The organism is Rhodoferax sp. XS2R6 (assembly GCF_056521365.1).
Genome location: NZ_JBWMAY010000003.1, coordinates 406,112 through 427,410 on the forward strand (window position 1 = coordinate 406,112; position 21,299 = coordinate 427,410).

Annotated in this window: 19 protein-coding genes and 1 pseudogene; 8 read left to right on the forward strand and 12 right to left on the reverse strand. The window is 63.8% G+C overall.

Annotated elements, in window-relative coordinates; all coding sequences use genetic code 11:
• Positions 1–96 precede the first annotated feature (96 nt).
• The 3 genes from AC097A_RS13365 (at position 97) to AC097A_RS13375 (ending at position 2,901) form a co-directional block, all read left to right on the forward strand.
• Positions 97–579, forward strand: a complete 483-nt coding sequence (locus AC097A_RS13365) for a MarR family winged helix-turn-helix transcriptional regulator (RefSeq protein WP_479621214.1) — start codon at positions 97–99, stop codon at positions 577–579.
• Positions 580–697: 118 nt separating this feature from the next.
• The gene (locus tag AC097A_RS13370; RefSeq protein ID WP_094481361.1) at positions 698–1,372 is read left to right on the forward strand and encodes a response regulator; all 675 of its coding nucleotides are present in this window, start codon (positions 698–700) and stop codon (positions 1,370–1,372) included.
• Between the two features lie 83 nt (positions 1,373–1,455).
• Positions 1,456–2,901, forward strand: a complete 1,446-nt coding sequence (locus tag AC097A_RS13375; protein ID WP_315494395.1) for a sensor histidine kinase — start codon at positions 1,456–1,458, stop codon at positions 2,899–2,901.
• A gap of 24 nt (positions 2,902–2,925) precedes the next feature.
• Here the strand turns inward: AC097A_RS13375 and AC097A_RS13380 are convergent, their stop codons facing one another.
• From AC097A_RS13380 to AC097A_RS13390, 3 genes and pseudogenes are all read right to left on the reverse strand, one after another.
• Positions 2,926–3,585, reverse strand: coding sequence for an SPOR domain-containing protein (locus tag AC097A_RS13380; protein WP_479621215.1), 660 nt, complete (start codon positions 3,583–3,585; stop codon positions 2,926–2,928).
• A gap of 4 nt (positions 3,586–3,589) precedes the next feature.
• Positions 3,590–4,372 (reverse strand): biotin--[acetyl-CoA-carboxylase] ligase, encoded by a 783-nt coding sequence (locus tag AC097A_RS13385; RefSeq protein ID WP_479621216.1) that lies wholly within the window; start codon positions 4,370–4,372, stop codon positions 3,590–3,592.
• Between the two features lie 121 nt (positions 4,373–4,493).
• A pseudogene (locus AC097A_RS13390) lies at positions 4,494–4,973 on the reverse strand (SET domain-containing protein); the annotation flags it as partial.
• A gap of 102 nt (positions 4,974–5,075) precedes the next feature.
• On the opposite strand from AC097A_RS13390, the gene AC097A_RS13395 reads away from it, so the two are divergent.
• Both AC097A_RS13395 and AC097A_RS13400 read left to right on the forward strand, forming a co-directional pair.
• Positions 5,076–8,021 (forward strand): DNA topoisomerase III, encoded by a 2,946-nt coding sequence (locus AC097A_RS13395; protein ID WP_479621217.1) that lies wholly within the window; start codon positions 5,076–5,078, stop codon positions 8,019–8,021.
• Between the two features lie 53 nt (positions 8,022–8,074).
• Positions 8,075–9,016 carry a cation diffusion facilitator family transporter gene (locus tag AC097A_RS13400; RefSeq protein WP_479621218.1) on the forward strand — a complete coding sequence of 314 codons (942 nt, stop codon included), beginning with the start codon at positions 8,075–8,077 and terminating at the stop codon, positions 9,014–9,016.
• Positions 9,017–9,023: 7 nt separating this feature from the next.
• On the opposite strand, the gene AC097A_RS13405 is transcribed toward AC097A_RS13400, so the two are convergent.
• The 8 genes from AC097A_RS13405 to AC097A_RS13440 all read right to left on the reverse strand — a co-directional run bounded on the left by AC097A_RS13405 (position 9,024) and on the right by AC097A_RS13440 (position 16,695).
• A complete protein-coding gene (locus AC097A_RS13405) occupies positions 9,024–9,626 on the reverse strand; it encodes a TIGR00645 family protein (protein WP_105262942.1) in 603 nt (200 codons plus the stop codon).
• Between the two features lie 16 nt (positions 9,627–9,642).
• Positions 9,643–10,458, reverse strand: a complete 816-nt coding sequence (locus tag AC097A_RS13410) for a D-hexose-6-phosphate mutarotase (protein ID WP_479621219.1) — start codon at positions 10,456–10,458, stop codon at positions 9,643–9,645.
• Positions 10,459–10,468: 10 nt separating this feature from the next.
• Positions 10,469–11,491, reverse strand: coding sequence for an SIS domain-containing protein (locus AC097A_RS13415; RefSeq protein ID WP_479621220.1), 1,023 nt, complete (start codon positions 11,489–11,491; stop codon positions 10,469–10,471).
• 10 nt (positions 11,492–11,501) lie between these two features.
• Complete coding sequence (locus AC097A_RS13420; protein ID WP_479621221.1) at positions 11,502–12,404, reverse strand: glucosamine kinase nucleotide-binding domain-containing protein; 903 nt, start codon at positions 12,402–12,404, stop codon at positions 11,502–11,504.
• Positions 12,401–13,543 (reverse strand): ABC transporter ATP-binding protein, encoded by a 1,143-nt coding sequence (locus AC097A_RS13425; RefSeq protein WP_479621222.1) that lies wholly within the window; start codon positions 13,541–13,543, stop codon positions 12,401–12,403. The genes AC097A_RS13420 and AC097A_RS13425 overlap by 4 nt, the downstream gene beginning before the upstream one ends.
• A gap of 12 nt (positions 13,544–13,555) precedes the next feature.
• Positions 13,556–14,413, reverse strand: a complete 858-nt coding sequence (locus tag AC097A_RS13430; RefSeq protein WP_105262937.1) for a carbohydrate ABC transporter permease — start codon at positions 14,411–14,413, stop codon at positions 13,556–13,558.
• 8 nt (positions 14,414–14,421) lie between these two features.
• A complete protein-coding gene (locus AC097A_RS13435) occupies positions 14,422–15,336 on the reverse strand; it encodes a carbohydrate ABC transporter permease (protein WP_479621223.1) in 915 nt (304 codons plus the stop codon).
• Between the two features lie 111 nt (positions 15,337–15,447).
• Positions 15,448–16,695, reverse strand: a complete 1,248-nt coding sequence (locus AC097A_RS13440) for an ABC transporter substrate-binding protein (RefSeq protein WP_479621224.1) — start codon at positions 16,693–16,695, stop codon at positions 15,448–15,450.
• 267 nt (positions 16,696–16,962) lie between these two features.
• Between AC097A_RS13440 and AC097A_RS13445 the strand changes: the two genes are divergently transcribed.
• The 3 genes from AC097A_RS13445 to AC097A_RS13455 are packed head-to-tail and all read left to right on the forward strand — an operon-like array spanning position 16,963 to position 20,431.
• Positions 16,963–18,228 (forward strand): ABC transporter substrate-binding protein, encoded by a 1,266-nt coding sequence (locus tag AC097A_RS13445; protein ID WP_479621225.1) that lies wholly within the window; start codon positions 16,963–16,965, stop codon positions 18,226–18,228.
• Positions 18,229–18,249: 21 nt separating this feature from the next.
• The gene (locus AC097A_RS13450; protein ID WP_479621226.1) at positions 18,250–18,969 is read left to right on the forward strand and encodes a response regulator; all 720 of its coding nucleotides are present in this window, start codon (positions 18,250–18,252) and stop codon (positions 18,967–18,969) included.
• Entirely contained in the window at positions 18,956–20,431 is a 1,476-nt protein-coding gene (locus AC097A_RS13455) for an ATP-binding protein (RefSeq protein ID WP_479621227.1), read from the forward strand. Before AC097A_RS13450 ends, AC097A_RS13455 begins: the two co-directional genes overlap by 14 nt.
• Positions 20,432–20,434: 3 nt before the next feature.
• Here the strand turns inward: AC097A_RS13455 and AC097A_RS13460 are convergent, their stop codons facing one another.
• Complete coding sequence (locus tag AC097A_RS13460; RefSeq protein WP_479621228.1) at positions 20,435–21,295, reverse strand: AraC family transcriptional regulator; 861 nt, start codon at positions 21,293–21,295, stop codon at positions 20,435–20,437.
• Positions 21,296–21,299 lie beyond the last annotated feature (4 nt).

Genomic DNA, 21,299 nt, shown 5'->3' on the forward strand with positions numbered 1-21,299 from the left:
GTTTTAATAACAGGCTGGATGCTTGAACAGTAGTTTAAGCGCCTTCGTTGGATTGCGTAAATACATTTATTAGTCAGTTTGCATTACCATTTGGCGATGCCAGATTTCCATCTCCAACACAACGACACCTGGCGCCAGAACCACCTGGGCCACTGGCTGCGCCTGGCGCTGGCGCGCTTTGACACCCGGGTACTGGAGCTCATGGCCCACCACCCTGGCGTGCCGCTGGGGCTGTCCAACCTGGCAGAGCGCGGGCAGGTGGGCGCAGCCCACATCCACATCACGCGGCACCTGGCAGTGGAGGGCTCGCGCCTGACCGACCTGGCCCAGCGCGCCGGTATGACCAAGCAGGCCATGGGCACGCTGGTGACCCAATGCGAGGCTTGGGGCATGGTGCGCCGCGAAGACGACCCTGCCGATGCACGGGCGCGCCGCGTGCAGTTCACCGCCACCGGCCTGGCCTGGCTGGGTGCCTACCAGGAAGCGGTGGCCCAGGCAGAAGACGAGCTGCGCCAGGCCGTCAGCCCTGAGGTGGCCACCGTGGTGGCACTGGGCCTGGAGGCCTACAGCGGACAGTAGACATGCCCACCCACGGCTCGGCGGCGGCTGGCAGGCAGGCAAGCCTGGCGCAAGGGTCACGCGCCTAGAATGGCAAACAGAACAGAACGCGCACGCTGCCCCAGCGAGGAGACACCCCATGCGAATACTCATAGCCGAAGACGACCAGGTGCTGGCCGATGGCCTGCTGCGCGCCCTGCGCAGCGCGGGCGCCGCCGTGGACCACGTGGCCAGTGGCACCGAAGCCGATGCCGCACTGATGACCAACACCGAATTTGACCTGCTGATCCTGGACCTGGGCCTGCCCAAGATGCACGGGCTGGAAGTGCTGAAGAAACTGCGCGCACGCGGTTCCTCGCTGCCGGTCTTGATCCTGACCGCGGCCGACAGCGTGGACGAACGCGTCAAGGGCCTGGACTACGGCGCCGACGACTACATGGCCAAACCGTTCAGCCTGCAAGAGCTGGAAGCCCGCGTGCGCGCCCTGGTGCGCCGCGGCATGGGCGCCACGTCGGCCAGCATCAAACACGGCCCGCTGACCTACGACCAGGCCGGCCGCGTAGCCACCATCGACGGCAAGATGGTGGAGCTGTCGGCGCGCGAACTGGGCCTGCTGGAAGTGCTGCTGCAGCGCGCCGGCCGCCTGGTCAGCAAGGACCAATTGGTGGAGCGCCTGTGTGAGTGGGGCGAAGAGGTCAGCAACAACGCGATTGAGGTCTACATCCACCGCCTGCGCAAGAAAATCGAGAAAGGCCCGATCCGCATTGCCACGGTGCGTGGCCTGGGTTATTGCCTGGAAAAGATCGCCCCCTGAATCAATGCTATGTTTTTAATAGCTGTTTGCGCATACTCCACGGCGGCTAAAGCCCTATTTGGCTTGAAAAATAGACCCCACTGATGAAGCTCTTCCAGCGCGAGCAACGCAGCCTGTTTGGGGAAATCCTGGACTGGATGCTCACGCCGCTGCTGCTGCTGTGGCCCGTGAGCCTGGTGCTGACCTGGCTGGTGGCGCAAGGCATTGCCGGCAAGCCGTTTGACCGCTCGCTCGAATACAACGTTGGGGCGCTGGCCCAGCTCATCACCATCCAGAAAAATCAGGCCCAATTTGTGCTGCCGCTGCCGGCCCGCGAGCTGCTGCGTGCCGACGATGCCGACACCGTGTACTACCAGGTCATAGGCAGCCAGGGTGAGTACCTGAGTGGCGAAAAAGAGCTGCCGCTGCCACCCGAAGACGAACGCCTGCCGCCCGGCGAAGTGCGCATGCGCGACGTGGAATTCAAGGGTGTGGACCTGAAGGTGGCCTATATGTGGGTCAAGCTGGACTTGCCACAGGGCAAACCTGCGCTGGTGCAGGTAGCCGAAACCATGGACAAACGCTCGGTGCTGGCCACCGAAATTGTCAAAGGCGTGATGCTGCCGCAGTTTGTCATCCTGCCGCTGGCCGTGTTGCTGGTCTGGCTGGCGCTGGTGCAGGCCATCAAACCGCTCAACAGCCTGGAAGAACGCATCCGAGCGCGCAGCCCGGACGACCTGAGCCCGCTGGACGTGGAGGCCGTGCCGCTGGAAGTGGTGCCGCTGGTGTCGTCGGTGAACGACCTGCTGATGCGGCTCAAGGATTCGATCTCCACGCAAAAGCGCTTTCTGGCCGATGCGGCCCACCAGCTCAAAACGCCATTGGCCGGGCTGCGCATGCAGGCCGACCTGGCCCAGCGCCAGGGTGCGAGTGCCGAAGACCTCAAACAATCGCTGCGGCAGATTGGCCGTTCCAGCATCCGCGCCACCCACACGGTGAACCAGTTGCTGGCGCTGGCCCGCGCCGAAAGCAGCGGTGCCGTGCTGAGCCACCAGCCCTGCGACCTGGCCCGGCTCACCATGGAGGTGGTGCGCGACTGCGTGCCACGCGCCATGGACAAACACATTGACCTGGGGTTTGAGGGGGTGCAACCGGGCACCGACGGGGTGAGCCTGCCGGGCAACCCGACCTTGCTCAAAGAAATGGTGCGCAACCTGGTGGACAACGCCATCAACTACACGCCCAGCAGCGCCGAGAAGCCGGGCGTGATCACGGCGCGGGTGCTGCTGGACCCGTTCAGCAAGGCACTGGTGCTGCAGGTGGAAGACTCGGGCCCCGGCATCCCGGTGGCCGAGCGTGAGCTGGTGTTCCAGCCCTTTTACCGTGCACTGGGTAACGAGGCCGACGGCTCAGGCCTGGGCCTGCCCATCGTGCTGGAGATTGCGCGCCAGCACCACGCCACCATCTCGGTGGAAGATGCCAAACCCGGCGGTGCCATGCCGGGTGCCAGCTTCACGCTGCGGTTTCACCAGCACCCAGACAACGCCTGAGCCACACCCCCGACAAACCACCGGTCAAGAGCAGGTTTTGAGGGATTTTCCGGCCAACACCGGTTTCAGATCGGTCAGCTTGGCACGCAGCATCTCGGTTAATGCGGGCAGCTTGAGCATGCTGGCACTGCCTTCTTCGCGCTCCTGCACCACCTTGGCGGTGCGAATGCCTTTGGGCGCCAAGCGCGCCAACTCGGCCTTGGCCGCAGCCTCGGTCTCGAAGCCGCCCAGGGACAAGCCCATTTCGAGCGCGGCATTGCTCACGCTGTCGGATTTGATGCCCATGCCATTGAGCTCGGCCCGCTTTTTGGCCAGCAGATCGGCCGTGGCGTATTTGCCCATGTACACAATCCAGCGCGCCGGCTCCTTGCCGGTGTCCAGCTGCCAGGAACCCGACGGCAGTGCCGACTCCAGGGCCTTGCGCAGGGCAGCCGCCTGGGTGTCATCAAACGGGCCCGCCTGCAGGCATTCTTTGGGGGCCAAATCGGCCTGCACCTGGGCTTCCACACGTTTGATCTCGCTGGCGTTGAGCAGCTTGATGCTCTCGGGCTTGATCTGCTGCGCCATGCGCTGGGGCTCATTCACCGGCGCCGGTGCAAAACCATAGGCCCGCAAGAGGCCATTGCTCCAGGCAAAAAACAGGCCGTTGGCCAGCAGCAATACCAAAACAAACAAGCGCAACATAGGGTCAGGACACCGTGGCAGGAGGAGGCGCAGGTCGCACACTGACCTCCGCGCTATTAATTTTGATCAATCCCTGGTCAGTATGCACCAGCAGCGCGCCGCTGGCATCCACCCCGCGGGCGGTGCCGGTGATGCCATCGCTGCACACCACCGCTTGCCCGTTGAGCAAGTCACGCGCGAGGAAATCCTCCCGCAGCGGCGCAAAGCCCTGTGCAGCAAAACGCTGCACCATGCGCACGAGCACGGGCGCCACCTGGCCCAGCACATCGGGCGCCTGCACGCCCGGCAGCAGTTCCTGCAAGGCGGCGGGCGGGGTGCGCAGATCGGTGGCCTCGCGCGGACTGAGGTTGATGCCCACGCCGATCACCGCGTAGCGCGTGTCGCGCACGCCAGCGGTCTCGATGAGGATGCCGGCGAGCTTGCGCCCGTCCAGCCAGACGTCGTTGGGCCACTTGAGGCGCAACGCGGGGTGCAGGGCATTCACCACGGCCAGCCCCACCGCCAACGACAGGCCCGACCAGTCCGCCGGCGCCAGCGGCACGCCCAGCGAGAAGGTCAGCGTACCGCCCTCTCCCGCCGTGTCGCTCTTCCAGTCCCGCCCCAGCCGACCGCGGCCGGCAGTCTGGCGCTCGGCCACCAGCAGAATAGGGTCGAGCTGGCCCGCGCGCGCGCGGCGCATGAGTTCGGTGTTGGTGGAATCGATCTCGGGCAGGACTTCGACCGAGAAACTGGGCCACAGGGGGCTGACCGCCTCCCAGATGGCTTCCGCAGGCCATTGAATGGTCATGACGACCGCCCCTCCGGCGCGCAAGGCCTGCATCCAGAAACGCCATGGAACCGGCTGTGCCGGGCCATTGGAGTTGCCCCCTTGAAGGAGAGGAGGCGGGAGCCGCCACGGGGGCGAGTCATTTTTTTGGGGCTAGCAGCGTGCCGCGGCAGTTCTTGCTGCCGCACCAGCAGGGGTACTCGGCCTTGAGCTTCTTGGTGTAGCGCTCGTCGATGATGAGGCCGTAGTCGTAGTTCAATTCTTCGCCCGCCTTGATGTTGCGCAGCGCCTTGATGAACACGCGGCCGTCTTCTTCATCCGCATCGCAATTACCGTCGCAGGAGTGGTTGATCCAGCGTGAGGAGTTGCCACCATACAGCGCGTCGATCACGTTGCCGTCTTCCAGCGAGAAGTAGAAGGTGTGGTTGGGGTCCTTGGGGTCGTGGGGGTGGCGGTCCTGCGCCTCCTGCCAGCTGATGACCTCGCCCACATACTCGATGATGGTTTCACCCTCGGCAATGTCCTGCACCGCAAACACCCCCTTGCCATGCACCCCGGAGCGCCGGGTCTGGATACGTCGGCTGTTGGCAGGGACGGGGGAAATCACTGGTTTTTTTGCCACGGGTCGAAAATTTGGTATGGTGAATCGTATGGGCGCGCATGTGTGCGTGCCTGCGTGTGCAAGTGCGCGCCTGCGCGCACGCGAGAACTGGATTGTAGTCAGATGAAAACTTTAGTTATTGCCGAAAAGCCGTCCGTCGCCCAAGACATCGTGCGGGCGCTCACGCCCACCGCCGGCAAGTTCGAGAAACACGACGAGTACTTCGAGAGTGACGGCTACGTCGTCTCCAGCGCCGTGGGCCATCTGGTCGAGATCCAGGCCCCCGAAGAATTTGACGTGAAACGCGGCAAGTGGAGCTTTGCCCACCTGCCCGTCATTCCGCCACACTTTGACCTCAAGCCCGTAGACAAGACCAAGACGCGCTTGAACGCCGTGGTCAAACTCGCCAAGCGCAAGGACGTGGACAAAATCGTCAACGCCTGTGACGCGGGCCGCGAAGGTGAGTTGATCTTCCGCCTCATCGAGCAATACGCCGGTGGCGCCAAGCCGCTGGGCAAGCCCGTGAGCCGCCTGTGGCTGCAGTCGATGACACCACAGGCGATTCGTGATGGCTTTGGTGCGTTGCGCACCAATGCGCAAATGCAGCCACTGGCCGACGCCGCCCGCTGCCGCTCGGAGGCCGATTGGCTGGTGGGCATCAACGGCACCCGCGCCATGACGGCGTTCAACAGCCGCGATGGTGGCTTCTTCCTGACCACCGTGGGCCGCGTGCAGACGCCCACCTTGAGCGTGGTGGTGGAGCGCGAAGAATTGATCCGCAAGTTCGTCAGCCGCGACTACTGGGAAATTCATGCCAGCTTCCACGCCGAGGCGGGTGACTACGCTGCCAAGTGGTTCAACCCCGCGCACAAAAAAGACGCCGACGACGCCGAGAAGAAGGCCGACCGCGTCTGGAGCCAGCGTGAGGCGCAGGCCATTGCTGACGCCGTGCGCGGCCAGCAGGCCACCGTCACGGAAGAAAGCAAGCCCACCACCCAGGCATCACCGCTGCTGTTTGATTTGACCAGCCTGCAGCGCGAGGCCAACGGCAAGTTTGGTTTCAGCGCCAAGACCACGCTGCAGATTGCCCAGAGCCTGTACGAGCGCCACAAGGCTCTGACCTACCCGCGTACCGATTCGCGCAACCTGCCCGAAGACTATGTGCCCGTGGTCAAGCAAACCTTTGAGATGTTGGCTGATAGTGGCATGCGCCACTTGGCGCCCCATGCCCTGACCGCCTTGAACGGCAACTACGTCAAACCCACCAAGCGCGTGTTCGACAACGCCAAGGTGTCGGATCACTTTGCCATCATCCCCACGCTTCAAGCGCCAAGCGGCCTGAGCGAGGCCGAACAAAAGGTGTACGACCTGGTGGTGCGCCGCTTCATGGCAGTGTTCTTCCCTAGTGCGGAATACCAGGTCACCACCCGAATCACCACCGCTGCCCAGCATGCCTTCAAAACCGAAGGCAAGGTGCTGGTCAAGCCGGGCTGGTTGGCCATTTACGGCAAGGAAGCCGCCGCCGAAGTGGAAGACGCCAAGGAAGGCGACAAGGGCCAAAACCTGGTACCGGTGCAACCGGGCGAAAAGGTCAAGGGCGACCCGGTCGACCCCAAGGGCCTGAAAACCAAGCCACCCGCACGTTACTCCGAAGCCACCTTGCTGGGCGCCATGGAAAACGCGGGCAAGACTGTGGACGACGACGAGCTGCGCGAGGCCATGGGCGAAAAAGGCCTGGGCACACCTGCCACCCGCTCCAGCATCATCGAAGGCCTGATTGCCGAGAAATACATGCTGCGCGAAGGCCGCGAGCTGATCCCCACCGCCAAGTCTTTCCAGCTCATGACGCTCTTGCGCGGCCTGGATGTGCAAGAGCTGACCAAGGCCGAGCTCACCGGTGAGTGGGAATACAAACTCGCCCAGATGGAGCAAGGCAAGCTCAGCCGTGAAAAGTTCATGGCCGAGATTGCCGCCATGACCGAGCGCATGGTCAAAAAGGCCAAAGAGTACGACCGCGACACCATCCCCGGCGACTACGCCACGCTGGAAGCGCGCTGCCCCAACTGCGGCGGCATCGTGAAGGAAAACTACCGCCGCTTCACCTGCACCGGCCAAAGCGGTGCCGAGGACGGCTGTGGCTTCTCGTTTGGCAAGTCGCCTGCCGGGCGCACGTTTGAAACCGTGGAGGTGGAGCAATTCCTGCGCGACCGCAAGATTGGCCCGTTGGACGGTTTCCGCTCCAAGGCCGGCTGGCCGTTCACGGCCGAGATGGTCATCAAGTTCGACGAAGAGGCCAAGAACTACAAGCTGGAGTTTGACTTTGGCGACGACAAAGCGGGCGAGGAGAGTGGCGAACTGATCGACTTCAGCGCCCAGACCGCGCTGGGCGCATGCCCCAAATGCGGCGGCAACGTGTTCGAGCATGGCAAGAACTATGTGTGCGAAAAATCGGTGCCCACCGACGCCCAGCCTACGCCCAGTTGCGACTTCAAAAGCGGCCAGATCATTCTGCAGCAGCCCATCGAGCGGGAGCAGATGCAAAAGCTGCTGGCCACCGGCAAGACCGACCTGCTGGACAAGTTTGTCTCTATGCGCACACGCCGTGCCTTCAAGGCCATGCTGGCCTGGGACGCCGAGGCTGGCAAGGTGAACTTTGAGTTCGCCCCCAGCAAGTTCCCGCCACGCAAGACCGCTTACAAGGCCGCCACCAAAGCGGCAGGTGCTACAAAAACAGGAGCTACTCGCGCAGCATCCACGGGCGCCGCAGCCAAAAAAGCACCTGCAAAGAAGGCGGCAGCGACCAAAGAGGCCAAACCCAAGGCACCTCGCAAGACCACCGCTGCCAGCGGCAAGCTGCCCAGCAGTGCGCTGGCTGCCGTCATTGGCGCCGAGCCGGTGGCGCGTACCGAGGTGATCAAGAAGCTGTGGGACTACATCAAGGCCAATGGCCTGCAAGACACCACCAACAAGCGCGCCATCAATGCTGATGCCAAGCTATTGGAAGTGTTTGGCAAGCCTCAGGTCACGATGTTTGAGCTGGCCGGCATTGCCGGCAAACACCTCAGCTAAGCCGGGCTTCAGGTGGGCACGCCACACTCGATGATTTTCAAGCGAACCGCTGCATGAACTTCACCGAGACCGACGACACCGAGCACAGCCCCCACAGCGCCACCCAGCGCGCTGCAGCGGCCACCCGCAGCACCTGGGTCAGTGTGGCGGTGAACCTGGTGCTCAGCACGCTGCAAATTGGGGTGGGCGTACTGGCCAAGTCCCAGGCGCTGATTGCCGACGGCATCCACTCGTTATCCGACCTGGTGGCCGACGGTGTGGTGCTGCTGGCCAACCACCACAGCCAGAAGGCAGCCGACGAAGACCATCCCTATGGCCACCAGCGGTTCGAGACCGCTGCCTCGCTGGTGCTGGGGCTGTTGCTGCTTGCGGTGGGTGTGGGCATGGTCTGGTCGGCCGTCAGCAAGCTCGAAGACACCAGCACCATCGCAGTCGTGCATCCCATAGCACTCTGGGTCGCGGCCGCTGCCCTGGTGTCCAAGGAGCTGCTGTTTCGTTACATGCTCCGGGTCGCCAAGGCCGTCAAATCCAGCATGCTGGTGGCCAATGCCTGGCATGCACGTTCCGACGCCGCCTCATCGCTGGTAGTGGGCTTGGGCCTGGCGGGCAACCTGCTGGGCTTTCCGCTGCTGGACCCGATTGCGGCCCTCATCGTGGGCCTGATGGTGGGGAAAATGGGCTGGAGTTTTGGCTGGGACGCGCTGCACGACCTGATGGACCGGGGCCTGGACGAGGCCGAGGTGCAGGCCATTCGTGCCACCCTGCTGGCCACACCCGGTGTGGCGGGCGTGCACGATGTACGTACGCGCAAGATGGGGGATATGGTGGTGGCCGACGCGCACATTGAGGTGGACGCCACCCTCACGGTGGAAGCGGGCCACAACATTGCCGTGGCGGCCCGCGCTGCGGTGCTGCAGCGCCACCGCGTGCTTAACCTCATGACCCATGTAGACCCGGCACGTAGGCCGGATGCCGACCACCTGCCGCCGGGTTAATCCAGCCTCAATGTTTGTTGGGGTGGGTGCTCGTCAGCAGCTTGTCGGTGTAGGCAATGGCCAGTGCGCTCAGCAAAAACACCACATGGATGATGGTTTGCCACATCAGCACCTTCACGTCGTAGTTGGCGGCGTTGATAAAGGTCTTGAGCAGGTGGATGGAGCTGATGCCGATGATGGCCGTGGCCAGCTTCACCTTCAACACCGACGCATTCACATGGCTCAGCCACTCGGGTTGGTCGGGGTGGCCGTCCAGGTCCATACGACTCACAAAGGTTTCGTAGCCGCCCACAATCACCATGATCAGCAGGTTGGAGATCATCACCACGTCAATCAGCGCCAGCACCACCAGCATGATGATGGTCTCGTTGAGGGCCGTGATTTGCACATCGGACTTGTAGCCAATGCTGGAGATCAGCGCCTGCAGCGCGGTCTGGCTGCCAAAGGCGGCCTCCAGCAGGTGCACCAGCTCCACCCAGAAATGGAAGACATACACACCCTGGGCCGCGATCAGGCCGATGTACAGCGGCAACTGCAGCCAGCGGCTGGCAAAAATGAAATTGGGAATGGGGCGCAGGGAGGTGCGCGTAGAAGGCTTGTTGGCGGCCATGGGGAGCTCGGTTAGGTTATCGGTCCGGGGTGGACAGAGCGCGATTGTAGGAAATCACGGTGACACCTTCCCAGTTCGCCCCCGGCTCCAGCTGCACGGGCACACCCACGACAGCCGGCTCCACACACACAAACTCGCGGTAACCCCCCACCGGCAAGTCGGCCAGCACCGCCTCGGGGCCGGGGTTCCACACCACCACATCGCAAAAGCCCGTGTGCGCCAGTTGCAAATTGCCACCGGGACTCTGCAGCTGCAAGGGGCCCGCCACCGCTTCAAAGAGTTGGTCGATCGGATCGCGCAAGGACAGCGGGGTGCCCTGGGGCAAGACACCGGTCAACACGGCCTGGGTCACATCGCCCACCGCCAGGTAGGTGTGCAAAGCGGCGTGGAAGGGGAAGGGCGTGCTACCCGTGTTTGCAACTGCCAGCGCCATGCGCAGGCCCTGCGGCACCAGGCTCACCGTCAATGTGCAAACGCAGGCATGGGGCCACTGCGGGTCGTCACCGACCGCGTTCTCTAGTTGCAGCGAGACGCTGGGCTCCGGCGTGGATGCGTCCCAGGGCTGCAGCGTCCACCCGCGCATGCGTGCAAAACCATGGCGCATCAAAGGGCCGCGCCCTGAAAACTGCGGAAAGATCACCGGCACACCACCGCGCACGGCCTGTGGCCCCTTGAGCGGCGAGTTGGGGCTGCAATACAGCCGTTCTATGCCACTGGTATCGACCCACGAGATCACCTGGGCACCGCGCAGCAGCACGGTCACGGTATCTCCCGCCGGGCCTTGCAGGCGCACGGCGGGGGCTTCGTCGATCAGCAGGGTTTGGCAGTTCATGCCCGCCAGTTTATCGGGTGGTCGTGACCTTGGAGAGGTGGCGCGGCTGGTCGGGGTTGGCACCGCGCGCACGCGCCACGGCTTCCACCAGCAGGTAGAAACTCTGGATGGCGGTGATCGGGTCCAGGTCTTCCTGCGGTGCCGTGCTCAGGGTCAGGTCGCGGCCCGGCACATCGGCGGGTGCGGCCAACAGCACCTGGGCGCCACGGCCACGCATCTCAGTGGCCAAGTCAATCAGGCTTTGCTGCGCGGGGCCGCGCAGCGCAAACACCAGCATGGGGTAGTTCTCATCCACCAGTGCCATGGGGCCGTGTTTGACCTCGGCACCGCTGAAGGCCTCGGCCTGGATGGCGCAGGTCTCCTTGAACTTGAGCGCCGCCTCCTGCGCGATCGCCAGCCCCGGGCCTCGGCCAATCACCATGAGTTTGCTGGCGGTGCGCAGCAGCTCCACGGCGCTGGACCAATCTTGTTGGCACGCGTCATCCAAAGCTGCGGGTAACGTCTGCAGGCCTTGCAACAGGTCGTCGTGTGCGCCCCAGTGCGCGGCCAGGCGCGCGCCAGCCACCAGGCCGCAGATGAAGCTCTTGGTCGCGGCCACACTTTTCTCGGGGCCGGCGTGCAACGGCAGCGCCCAGTCCACAGCCTCGGCCAGCGGTGAGGTGGTGTCGTTCACCAGCGCCACCGTGGTGGCACCCGCCGCTTCAAACAGCTGCATAGGTTCGATCAGGTCCGGGCTGCGCCCGGACTGCGAAATGGACACGGCCAGCAGCCGTTGCTTGGCCAGCGGCGCCTTGTACAGCGTCAGCAGCGACATGGGCAAAGAAGTGACGAGTTGCCCAGTGCGCGACATCACCAGGTAGGCAAAATAGGCCGCCGCATGGTCCGAGCTACCACGCGCAATCGTCACCGCACCTTGTGGGGGCAACGCGCGCAGGGCAGCGCCCAGGGCGGCGTAGCGGTCGTCGTCCGCCGCCAGCTGTTGCGCCACCTGGCGCGCCGAGGCCAGGGCCTCTTCCAACATCAAAGTACGCACAAACAATCCTTTATAAAAAACACAGGGCCAGCGCGCCGTCCATGGCGTCGCCCTGGGCGGGCACCACGCGGCGCACCATGGCGTGGGACAAGCGGGGCAGCAAGCGCTGGGCAATGCTGCCGGCCACGGCCAGCGGCAACGTATACGTGGGATCCAGTGCGGTGGCGAGGGACTCCAGGCTTTGCGCCGCACGCGCCAGCATCTGGGCCGCTTCGGCATCGTGCTCTGCATGCGCAAAGACCTTGGGCGCCAGCGTGGCATACGCAAACTGCCGCGCCGCGCCACACCAGGCCAGCATCGCTTGTGGTGTGCCCCCCAGCGTGGCGTACACATCGCGTGTGAGCGGCGTGTGGGCATGGCGCCCATCCACCGCCCGCTGGGTCAGGTTGACGGCCTGCAGGCCCAAGTCAGCACCACTGCCCTCGTCCCCGCAGGGGAAGCCCCAGCCGCCCGTGGTCGTACGCTCCCCACTCGCCTGCAGTGCCAGACCAATGGCGCCCGTGCCCATGATGACCAGCGCACCGGGGGCGCCCTGGTGGGCACCCAGCAGCGCGACCAGTGCGTCCGACTCCAGCACCAGCCGCGTGTAGCCAGGGTTGGCTGCCAGGCAGCTGGCGTTCCAGTCTGCGTTGTTGGCACCGGCCAGGCCCAGGCCCAGCGCAATGTTGGCCGTGCCAGGCACGGGCCAGTCAGCCTGCAGGCGGCCCTGCACCGCATGGGCAATGGCCTCTGCAATATGGTGCCAAGCCTGGGGCGTGCCCTGCATCAACCCCGAAGCACCGGCCTTGCCCTCGCCCACCACCACGCCGCTGCGGTGCACCACACGCGCCCGCGTGCTGGTGCCCCCACCGTCCACGCCAATGGCGTAATGGATGTGCGCAGGCAACGCGTCAAAACTCCAGGCAGCCTTCATCGGGCGTGGGCCGAGCGCATATTGCCCGGGTTCAGGCGCGTGCAGGCTTTGCCATCGGCGCGGAAAACGTAGAGCGCCGACGGCGCTGCGCGCACGATGACCGAGTCGCCCAGGCGCACCTCGGCACTGCCGTCACCGCGCACGATCAGCTCCTGGCCATCGTCCATCTTCAGGTACAGCAGGTTGGACTCTCCCAGGTGCTCCACCAAAGTAATTTCTGCATCGAGTGCGGTGTCATCCGTGCCTGGTGCCACCCCGGAGGACAGCACTTCGCAGTGCTCGGGGCGCAGCCCCACCTCCACCGTCTCACCGACCTGCAGCTGCGCGGCATCCACCGTGGCCAGCACCTTGCTGCCGTTGCCCAGTTGCAGGCGTGCCCCCGCATCGGACACTTCGATCACGCGCGCGGGCAGGAGGTTGATGGTGGGCGAGCCGATGAAGGTCGCCACAAAACGATTCGCCGGTTGCTGGTACAGCGTGAGCGGTGTACCCGCCTGCTGCACATGGCCTTCGTTCAGCACCACAATTTTGTCGCCCAGCGTCATGGCCTCCACCTGGTCGTGCGTCACGTAGACCATGGTGGCGTCCAGGTCGCGGTGCAGGCGGGCCAGTTCGATACGGGTCTTGGCACGCAACGCGGCGTCCAGATTGGAGAGCGGTTCATCAAACAAGAACAGGCGCGGCTCGCGCACGATGGCGCGGCCGATGGCCACACGCTGGCGCTGCCCACCCGACAGCTCGCGTGGCAGGCGGTACAGCAGGTGGTCGATGTGCAGCACCTTGGCGGCGTCGCGCACCTTCTTGTCGATGTCGGCCTTGGTGGCGCCGTGAATCTTCAGACCGAAGGACATGTTGCGGTACACGTCCATGTGTGGGTACAGCGCATAACTCTGGAACACCATGGCAATGCCGCGCTCGGCCGGTGGCAGATCATTCACCACATCGTCGCCAATACGCAGCTCACCGCTGCTGATGTCTTCCAACCCGCACAACACACGCAACAACGTGGACTTGCCGCAGCCGCTGGGGCCGACCAGCACCACCAGCTCGCCGTGTTCAATGTCGAGGCTGATGTTGTGCAGCACCGGGTCGTTGCTGCCGTAACTTTTTGAAATGTTTTTGAGGGAAACGCGTGCCATGGTGTGTGTGCTTTATTTGACGGCGCCCGCGGTGATGCCGCGAATCAGTTGACGGGAGAACAGGGCGTAGAGCGTGACCACCGGCACGATGGCCAGGGACAGCGAGGCCAGCACGGCATTCCAGTCGGTGGCGTACTGCCCCACAAACTGCTGGATGCCGAGCGTGATGGTTTGGGTTTTGTCCGACGGTGCCAGGATCAGCGGGAACCACAGGTCGTTCCAGATCGGCACCATGGTGAACACCGCCACCGTGGCAATGGCCGGGCGGATCAGCGGCACCACCACCTGGAAGAAGATGCGGAACTCGTCAATGCCGTCGCAACGCGCCGCGTCTTTCAGCTCGCTGGGCACCTGGCCCATAAACTCTGACAAGATCATGATCGCCAGCGGCAGGCCCTGGGCCACATAGACCAGCACCAGCGCGGTCAGCGTGTTCACCAGGTTCAGTTCCACCATCAGCTGCAAGATGGAGACCGTGCCCAGGCGGATCGGCACCATGATGCCGAAAGCAAAAAAGAACTTGAGCCAGCGGTTGCCCCTGAAGCGGTACTCCGACAGGCCCCAGGCCGCCATGGAGCCGAACAACAAAATAAAAAACAGCGAGGCCATGGTGACGATGAAGCTGTTGCCGAAGTACATGAGCACGTCGGAGCGGCCCAGCACCTTGGTGTAACCAATCAGCGAAAAGGTCTCGGCCGTGGGCCAGGCCAGTGGGTCATCAAAAATGGCGTCGCGGCTCTTGAACGAATTCATGAACACCAGCAGGATGGGCAACAACGCCAGCAGCAGATAGCCGATCAGCGTGAGGTGCACAAACACGCGGCTGGGTGCCACGGGCAGGACTTTGGAAAGGGAGTGTGTGGTGGCCATGCGGGGTCTCACAAAGCAAAGCGCTGCAGCCTGCGCTGCACCACCAAAAAGTACAGGGCTACGCCCACCAGAATCACCAGGAACATGATGGTGGCCACGGCCGCCCCCATGGTGGCGCTGGCCACTTGCGACTGGTAACCAAAGAAGGTGCGGTAGAACAGCGTGCCCAGAATGTCGGTGCTGTAGTTGGGGCCGGCCACAGCGCCCTTGACCGTGTAGACCAGGTCAAACGCGTTGAAGTTGGCCACAAAGGTCAGGATGGTCACCAGCCCCAGCGTCGGCAGGATCAAGGGCAGGCGAATCTGCCAGAAGATGCGCCAGGGCGAAGCGCCCTCCACCACGGCGGCTTCGATGATGTCGTCAGGAATCGCAATCAGCGCGGCATAGATCAGCATCATCGGCACCCCGATGAACTGCCACACCGACATCAGCGACACGGTGATCAAGGCCGTGTCTTCCAGCCCCAGCCAAGGTGCAAACCAGTCGCCCAAGCCCACCATCGTGAGCAGGCGCTCGGACACGCCCCACAGCGGCGACAGGATCAGCTGCCACACAAAGCCGATGATCACCACCGACAACAGCGTGGGCAGGAAAAAGATGGTGCGGTAAGTGGCCGCAAAACGCACGTTACGCAGCGACAGCAGGGCCGCCAGCAACAGGCCCACGGGATTTTGCACCAGCATATGGATGCCAAAAAACTTGAGGTTGTTCCACATCGCATTCCAGAAGCTCGCAGACCACTGCGGGTCCGAGAGGATGGTGATGTAGTTGGACAAGCCGGAGAAAGTGCGCACACCCGTGTCGTCGGCGCTGTACAGGCCCAGACGCAGGGTATCGATCAGCGGCAGCGCACTGAAGGTGGCGTAGATCAGCAGTGCCGGGGCGATAAACACCAGCACCCGCCAGGAAAAGCCGAGTTTCATGAGAGACCTTACTGGTCAGAGAGTCGAGGGAGAACGGGGGAGACGGCGCAAGCCCCTTGCGCCGCCAAGGTGCAGGCCACCGGCCCGCACCTGTCTTTCACAGGCCAGTGTTTATTTGGCTGGTGTGTACCACTTGGCAAAACCGGTCTGGATCTGTGCAGCAGCATCCTTGGGCGCCATCTTTCCGTTCATGACCTGCGAGTTCACGTTCCAGAACTCGTTTTCCATGCTCGGGGTGCCACGGCTCATGATCTGGGCGTTCAGGCGAATGGTGCTCTTGCACTGGTTGCGCCAGCCGATCATTTCCTTGGCCACGGGGTTTTTCACGTCAATCGCGTGTTTGGACAGCGAGAAGAAGCCGGTCACCTTGTTGGTGTACAGGTCGGCAAACTCCTTGCTCGCCAGCCAGTTCAGGAACACCTGCGCGTCTGCCTTGTTCTTGCTCTTGCTGTTGATACCCATGGCGATGTCGGTGTGGTCCGAGATGTAGCAAGGGTCACCGGCCTTGGCTACGGGTGGCTTGAACGCGCCAAACTCCACTTTGCTGTTGCCTTCAAAGTACGAGATGTCCCACGAGCCCGTAGGGTAGATGGCAGCACGGCCGGTGCCAAACAGGTTCTGCGAATCGCCATAGGTCTGGGCCTGGTAACCCTTGGGCAGGTAAGCCGCCCACTTGGCCATCACGTCCCAGGTTTTTACAAACTCGGGGTCGGTGAACTTTTTCTTGCCATCGATCAGCGCCTTGCGGCCTTCTTCACCCTTCCAGTAGTTGGGGCCGATGCCGGTGTAGACGATCTGGTGGGTTTCCCACTGATCGGCAGTACCCATGGCAATGGGGGCCACTTTGCCTTGTGCCTTGATCTTGTCCATGGCGGCAAAGAAGTCGGCTTCAGTCACAGGCACGGCCAAGCCCAGCTCGGCAAACACCTTCTTGTTGTAGAAGAAACCGTGGATGACCGAGGCCATGGGCACGCAGTAGGTGTCCTTGCCATCGTCGGTCTGCCAGGCCACCTGGGCGGACTCGGGGAAGTTCTTGAGCGCGGCATTACCGTTGAGTTTGTCCAGATGGCCCTTCTTGAACAGGTCCAGTGACACGTCAAACGGGCGGCAAGTCACCAGGTCACCGGCGGTGCCGGCGGTCAGGCGGGCGTTCAGCGCAGAGTTGTACTCGGGCGGCGCGGTGGGGCTGAACTTCACGGTAATGCCTGGGTTGGCTTTGTAGAAAGCGGGCAAGAGCACGTCTTCCCACAAACCTTTGTCATCAACACGCCAGCTCTCAATGGTGAGGGTACCGGCACTGGCCAAACTGCTACAAACCAGCGCAGCCGCGGCAGCGGCCAAGCGAAGGGGTTGGGACATGGAATCTCCTGATCATCGGTTGAATGAAACTGCCGGTCCCGTGCATCGCGGTGACCAATCAGTGGGCGGAGGTTATGCTGTGACCCCTGTAATATCAAACCGCCTTACCGCATGCGAATTACAGAAATAAGTCGTTGATTTCATTGAATATTTTTCCCATGCACCGCCTTCTCGCCTTACGCTTTATTACGTGCCAAACGGGCGCACCTGTGGTCCTTCGGGGTGGTTCTGGCAGCGCGCATACATAACATTACAAAACGACAGCAAATGAAAGCTATCGCCTGGTTCGCATGGGGTCTGTCGCTGTGGCTGGGTGCCATGCACAGCGCCACTGCGCAGGTCCCTGGCGTGCCACTGGACGTGCTGCACTGGTGGACCTCCGCCAGCGAACGCCGCGCGGCCGACCAACTCAGTAGCCAGCTGGCCACCGCCGGCGTACTGTGGAAAGACGCCGCCATTCCTGGCGGCGGCGGCATGGCGGCGGTCAAGGTGCTCAAGAGCCGCGTGCTGCTTGGCGACCCACCCGATGTGGCCCAGCTCATCGGCACCACCCTCACCGAATGGGCCGACATGGGCCTGGTCATGCCCCTCAATGCCGTGGCCCAGCGCCAGCGCTGGTCGCAAGTGTTGTTCCCCACAGTGCTCGATCTGGTCACCTACAAGGGCGATGTAATTGCGGCCCCTTTGGGTATCCAGCGCATCAACACCCTGCTCTACAACCGCAAGCTCTTTACACGCCTGGGCCTCACACCGCCGCGCAGTTGGGGCCAGTTCGAACTGATCGCGCGCAAGCTGCAGGCGCAGGGCGTGCGCCCACTGGCGTGGAGCGACGAACCCTGGCAAATGGCCACCGTGTTCGAGACCGTGCTGCTGGGCGAGGCCGGGCCTACGCTGTACCGCGAGCTCATCGTGCAGCGCAAAAGCAGCGCCTGGATGGACCCGCGTGTGGAGCGCGCCCTGCAGCGCCTGCGCTGGCTGCGCACCCTGGCCGGTGACAACCCGCAAGAGAAAGCCTGGACCGACGGCGCCCGCGAACTCATGAACGACACCGCCGGCATGATGATCATGGGCGATTGGGCCAAGGGCGAACTGATGGCCTGGGGCGCCAGCCCCACCAAAGATTTTGGCTGCGTGGTGGTGCCCGGCACCGAAGGCATGCACCTCTACAGCGTGGACACCCTGGCCATGCTGGTGAGTGCGCGTCAGCGTGAAGCCACGCAAGAAAAAATGGCCGAGGTGGTGGTGGGCCCGGTGGCACAGCTGGCCTACAACCGCATCAAGGGTGCGGTACCAGTACGCCGCGATGTGGACGTGTCCTCATTGGACGGCTGCGCACGCGATTCGTGGGAAACATTTGCCGCACCGCGCAGCGCCCGTGTGCCCAGCCTGGCACACCGCATGGCGGCCGACGAAGCCATCAAAGACGCCGTGGCCCAAACCCTGTGGCGCTACCTGACCGACGCGCGCATGGAGCCGCAAGAGGCCCAGCGCCGCTTGGCCGCCGTCATCCGCGCCTCTGGCGCAGAGCGCTAAAAAACCTCTCCACAACACGCCATGAACCGCACCCTGCTCGTTGTTGACGACGACCAAAAAACCCGCAACCTCCTGAAGACCTACCTGGAGAAACACCAGTACGAGGTGCGCGTGGCGCACGACGGCGCCAGCTTCATGGCCGAGTTCGACCGCTTCAAGGACGAGCTGAGCCTGGTGATTCTGGACGTGATGCTGCCCGATACCGACGGCTTCACGCTGTGCCGCAGCGTACGCAGCCAATCGCCCGTGCCCATCATCATGCTCACCGCCAGCGCCGACGACACCGACCGCATCGTGGGCCTGGAGCTGGGCGCCGACGACTACATTGCCAAGCCCTACAACCCGCGCGAACTGCTGGCCCGCATCAAGGCCATCCACCGCCGCATGCAGCTGGGCGCGCCCGGCGCGCCGGTGCGCACGCTGCGCTTTGCGGGTTTCAGCATGGACGTGATGGAGCGCGTGTTGACCGACGGCCAGGGCGAGCCCGTGGTGCTGACCAGCATGGACTTCAACCTGCTGCGCTTCTTTGCCGAACACGCGGGTGAAACGCTGGACCGCGCCCGCCTCATGGAGCAAACCCGCGGCCGTGACCTGGGCCCGCTGGACCGCTCGCTAGACGTGCAGATCAGCCGCCTGCGCCAGCGCCTGCATGACGATGGCAAACAACCCGTTCTCATCAAAACCGTGCGCGGCAGCGGCTACGTGTTTTCGGCCGATGTGACTGCGCATGGCGACAGCTAGCCGTCGCTGGACGCGCCGTTACCTGCCCGACAGCCTGCTGGGCCGTATCGTGGTGGTGATGGCGCTGGGCGTGGTGAGTGCCCAGCTGGTGGGCACGCTGCTGTGGGCACGCCAGCTGCGTGAAAGCGCGCGCACCGAGGCGCTGAGCGCGGCCAGCCACATCGCCCTCAACGCGGCCGGCTCCATCCGCTTTTTTCGCGACCTGCCGCCGCAATTCCGCCCCATCCTCATTGAGCAGCTGCGCACCATGGGCGGCACGCGTTTTTTCGTGAACGTGAACAAAGCGCGTGTGCCCATCACGCCGCTCAAATCCAATGCCCTGGTAGACGCCGTGGTGGATGTAGTGCGCGAGGATTTGGTCCGCAACCTCAGCGCCGCGCAAGCGCCCGAGGTAGCCTTTGCCTGGCCCGACAGCCTGCAGGTGTCGGACGACGGCCGCATGGTCAGCGATCTGCCCGAGTCGTGGGTGGAGGCCACGCTGCTGCTGCGCCCGCGGCCCGCGCCGGTACTGGTGATCCAGGCCGAGTTTGAGCCCGGACGCTGGCTGTACCTGGCCGCCCCCATGCCCGACCCGTATTTTCTGGAGAATGCCAACCCGCTAACGCTGGACCGCGTGGCCATGCAGCTGGTCACACTGCTCACCGTGCTGGTGCTCAGCGTGCTGCTGGTGCGTGGCCTCATTCGCCCACTCAACAAAATTGCCTCTGCCGCCAACGCCTTTGGCAGCGACTCCGCGCCCGAGAGCGTGCCCGAAACCGGTACTGCCGAGCTGCGCCGTACGGCCCGCGCCTTCAACGAAATGCAGGCCCGCATCCAAGGCTACCTGGTGGACCGGGAGCGGCTGTTTCTCGGCATCTCGCACGGGCTCAAGACGCCCATCATGCGGCTCAAGCTGCGCACCGAGCTGCTGGACGACGAAACCCTGCGCGCCGAATTTCACGAAGACCTGGACGACCTGGACGTGATGGTGAAAGCCGCGCTGCAAAGCGTGAAAGACACCGACATCCACGAAAATCTGACCCCTGTGCGGCTGGACACCTTGCTCGCCCGCCTGGCGCAACGCCCCATCCACCCCGATGCGTCTATCGAATGCACGGCCGATGCCATCAGCGTGCTGGGCAAGCCCCTGGCCCTGGAGCGCGCTTTCAGCAACCTGCTGGACAACGCGGTGCTCTACGGCGAACGCGTACAAGTGCGTCTGAGCCACCAAGGTACGCGCGCGCTGGTAGAGGTGCGCGACTTTGGGCCCGGTATTGCCCAGGCCAGCATGTCGGCCGCGTTTGAGCCCCATGTGCGCCTCAGCCACGGCCAGCAGCAAAATCGCACCGGCACCGGCCTGGGCCTGGGCATTGCGCGCAACATCATCCAGGCGCATGGCGGCGAGATTCGCCTGCACAACCATGCCGAAGGCGGGCTGGTGGTCACCGTGCTGCTGGCGGCGATTGCGCAGGAAGACGCTTAGGCCTCAGGCCACATCCTGCAGCGGCAAGTAGATGTCGGTCAGCAAATCGGCCGGCGCCGTGTCGCGCGGGTTGTTCAGGTATTCCTCGAACACCGGCTGGTCCAGCGCAGCGTGACCGGACTGCACCAGCCACTGCCCATAGAGCCACTGGTAGGCCGCGCCCATGGTGGCGTAGGGCCCGCGGTGGCGCAGCACGGCACAGGTGCAGCCTCCCAGCGTCATCGGCTGTAGCGGAGCAGCAGTGCTGGCGCCTGCGGGCACCGACAAACCCGCCCACGATCGCAGCTGCGCCTCGGGCACGGCCGCCGGGTCGTCGTAGTACACGGCCAGCCAGCGCGTGTCGTCCCGCAACAGGCCTTGCGCGGCCATGTGCGTGAAGGTGGTTTCAAACGCCTTGCCTATGCGCATATAGCCACCACCATGCGGCAAACCCGCCAGCGGCACCGCGGGCACATGGCGAATGTCCACCGTGTAGCCCGCCGCGGCGGCCTGCGCAACACCCTGGCGAAACACCACATGGCCGCCCTGCGCGCGGTACTGCGTGGGCCCCATGCCATAGGCCGTGCCAAAGGCGCGGGTAAACGACTGGACATTGGGGTAGCCGCACTTGCGCGCCACCTGCGCCACCGGAAGCTGCGTGTTGGCCAGGTAGCCCGATGCGCGGTGCAGGCGCAACCGGCGTATGGTGGCCGCAATCGTTTCGCCATTCATCGCGTGGTACACGCGGTGCCAGTGGTAGGGCGACAGGTGGGCCACCTCCGCCAGTTGGTCCAGGTCCAGCTCTTCGGCCAGGTGGTCATGGAGGTAGGCGGTGACGCGGCTCAGCCGGTCTTGGTAGTCGGTCCAGCTGTGGCTGCGGTTCATGCGC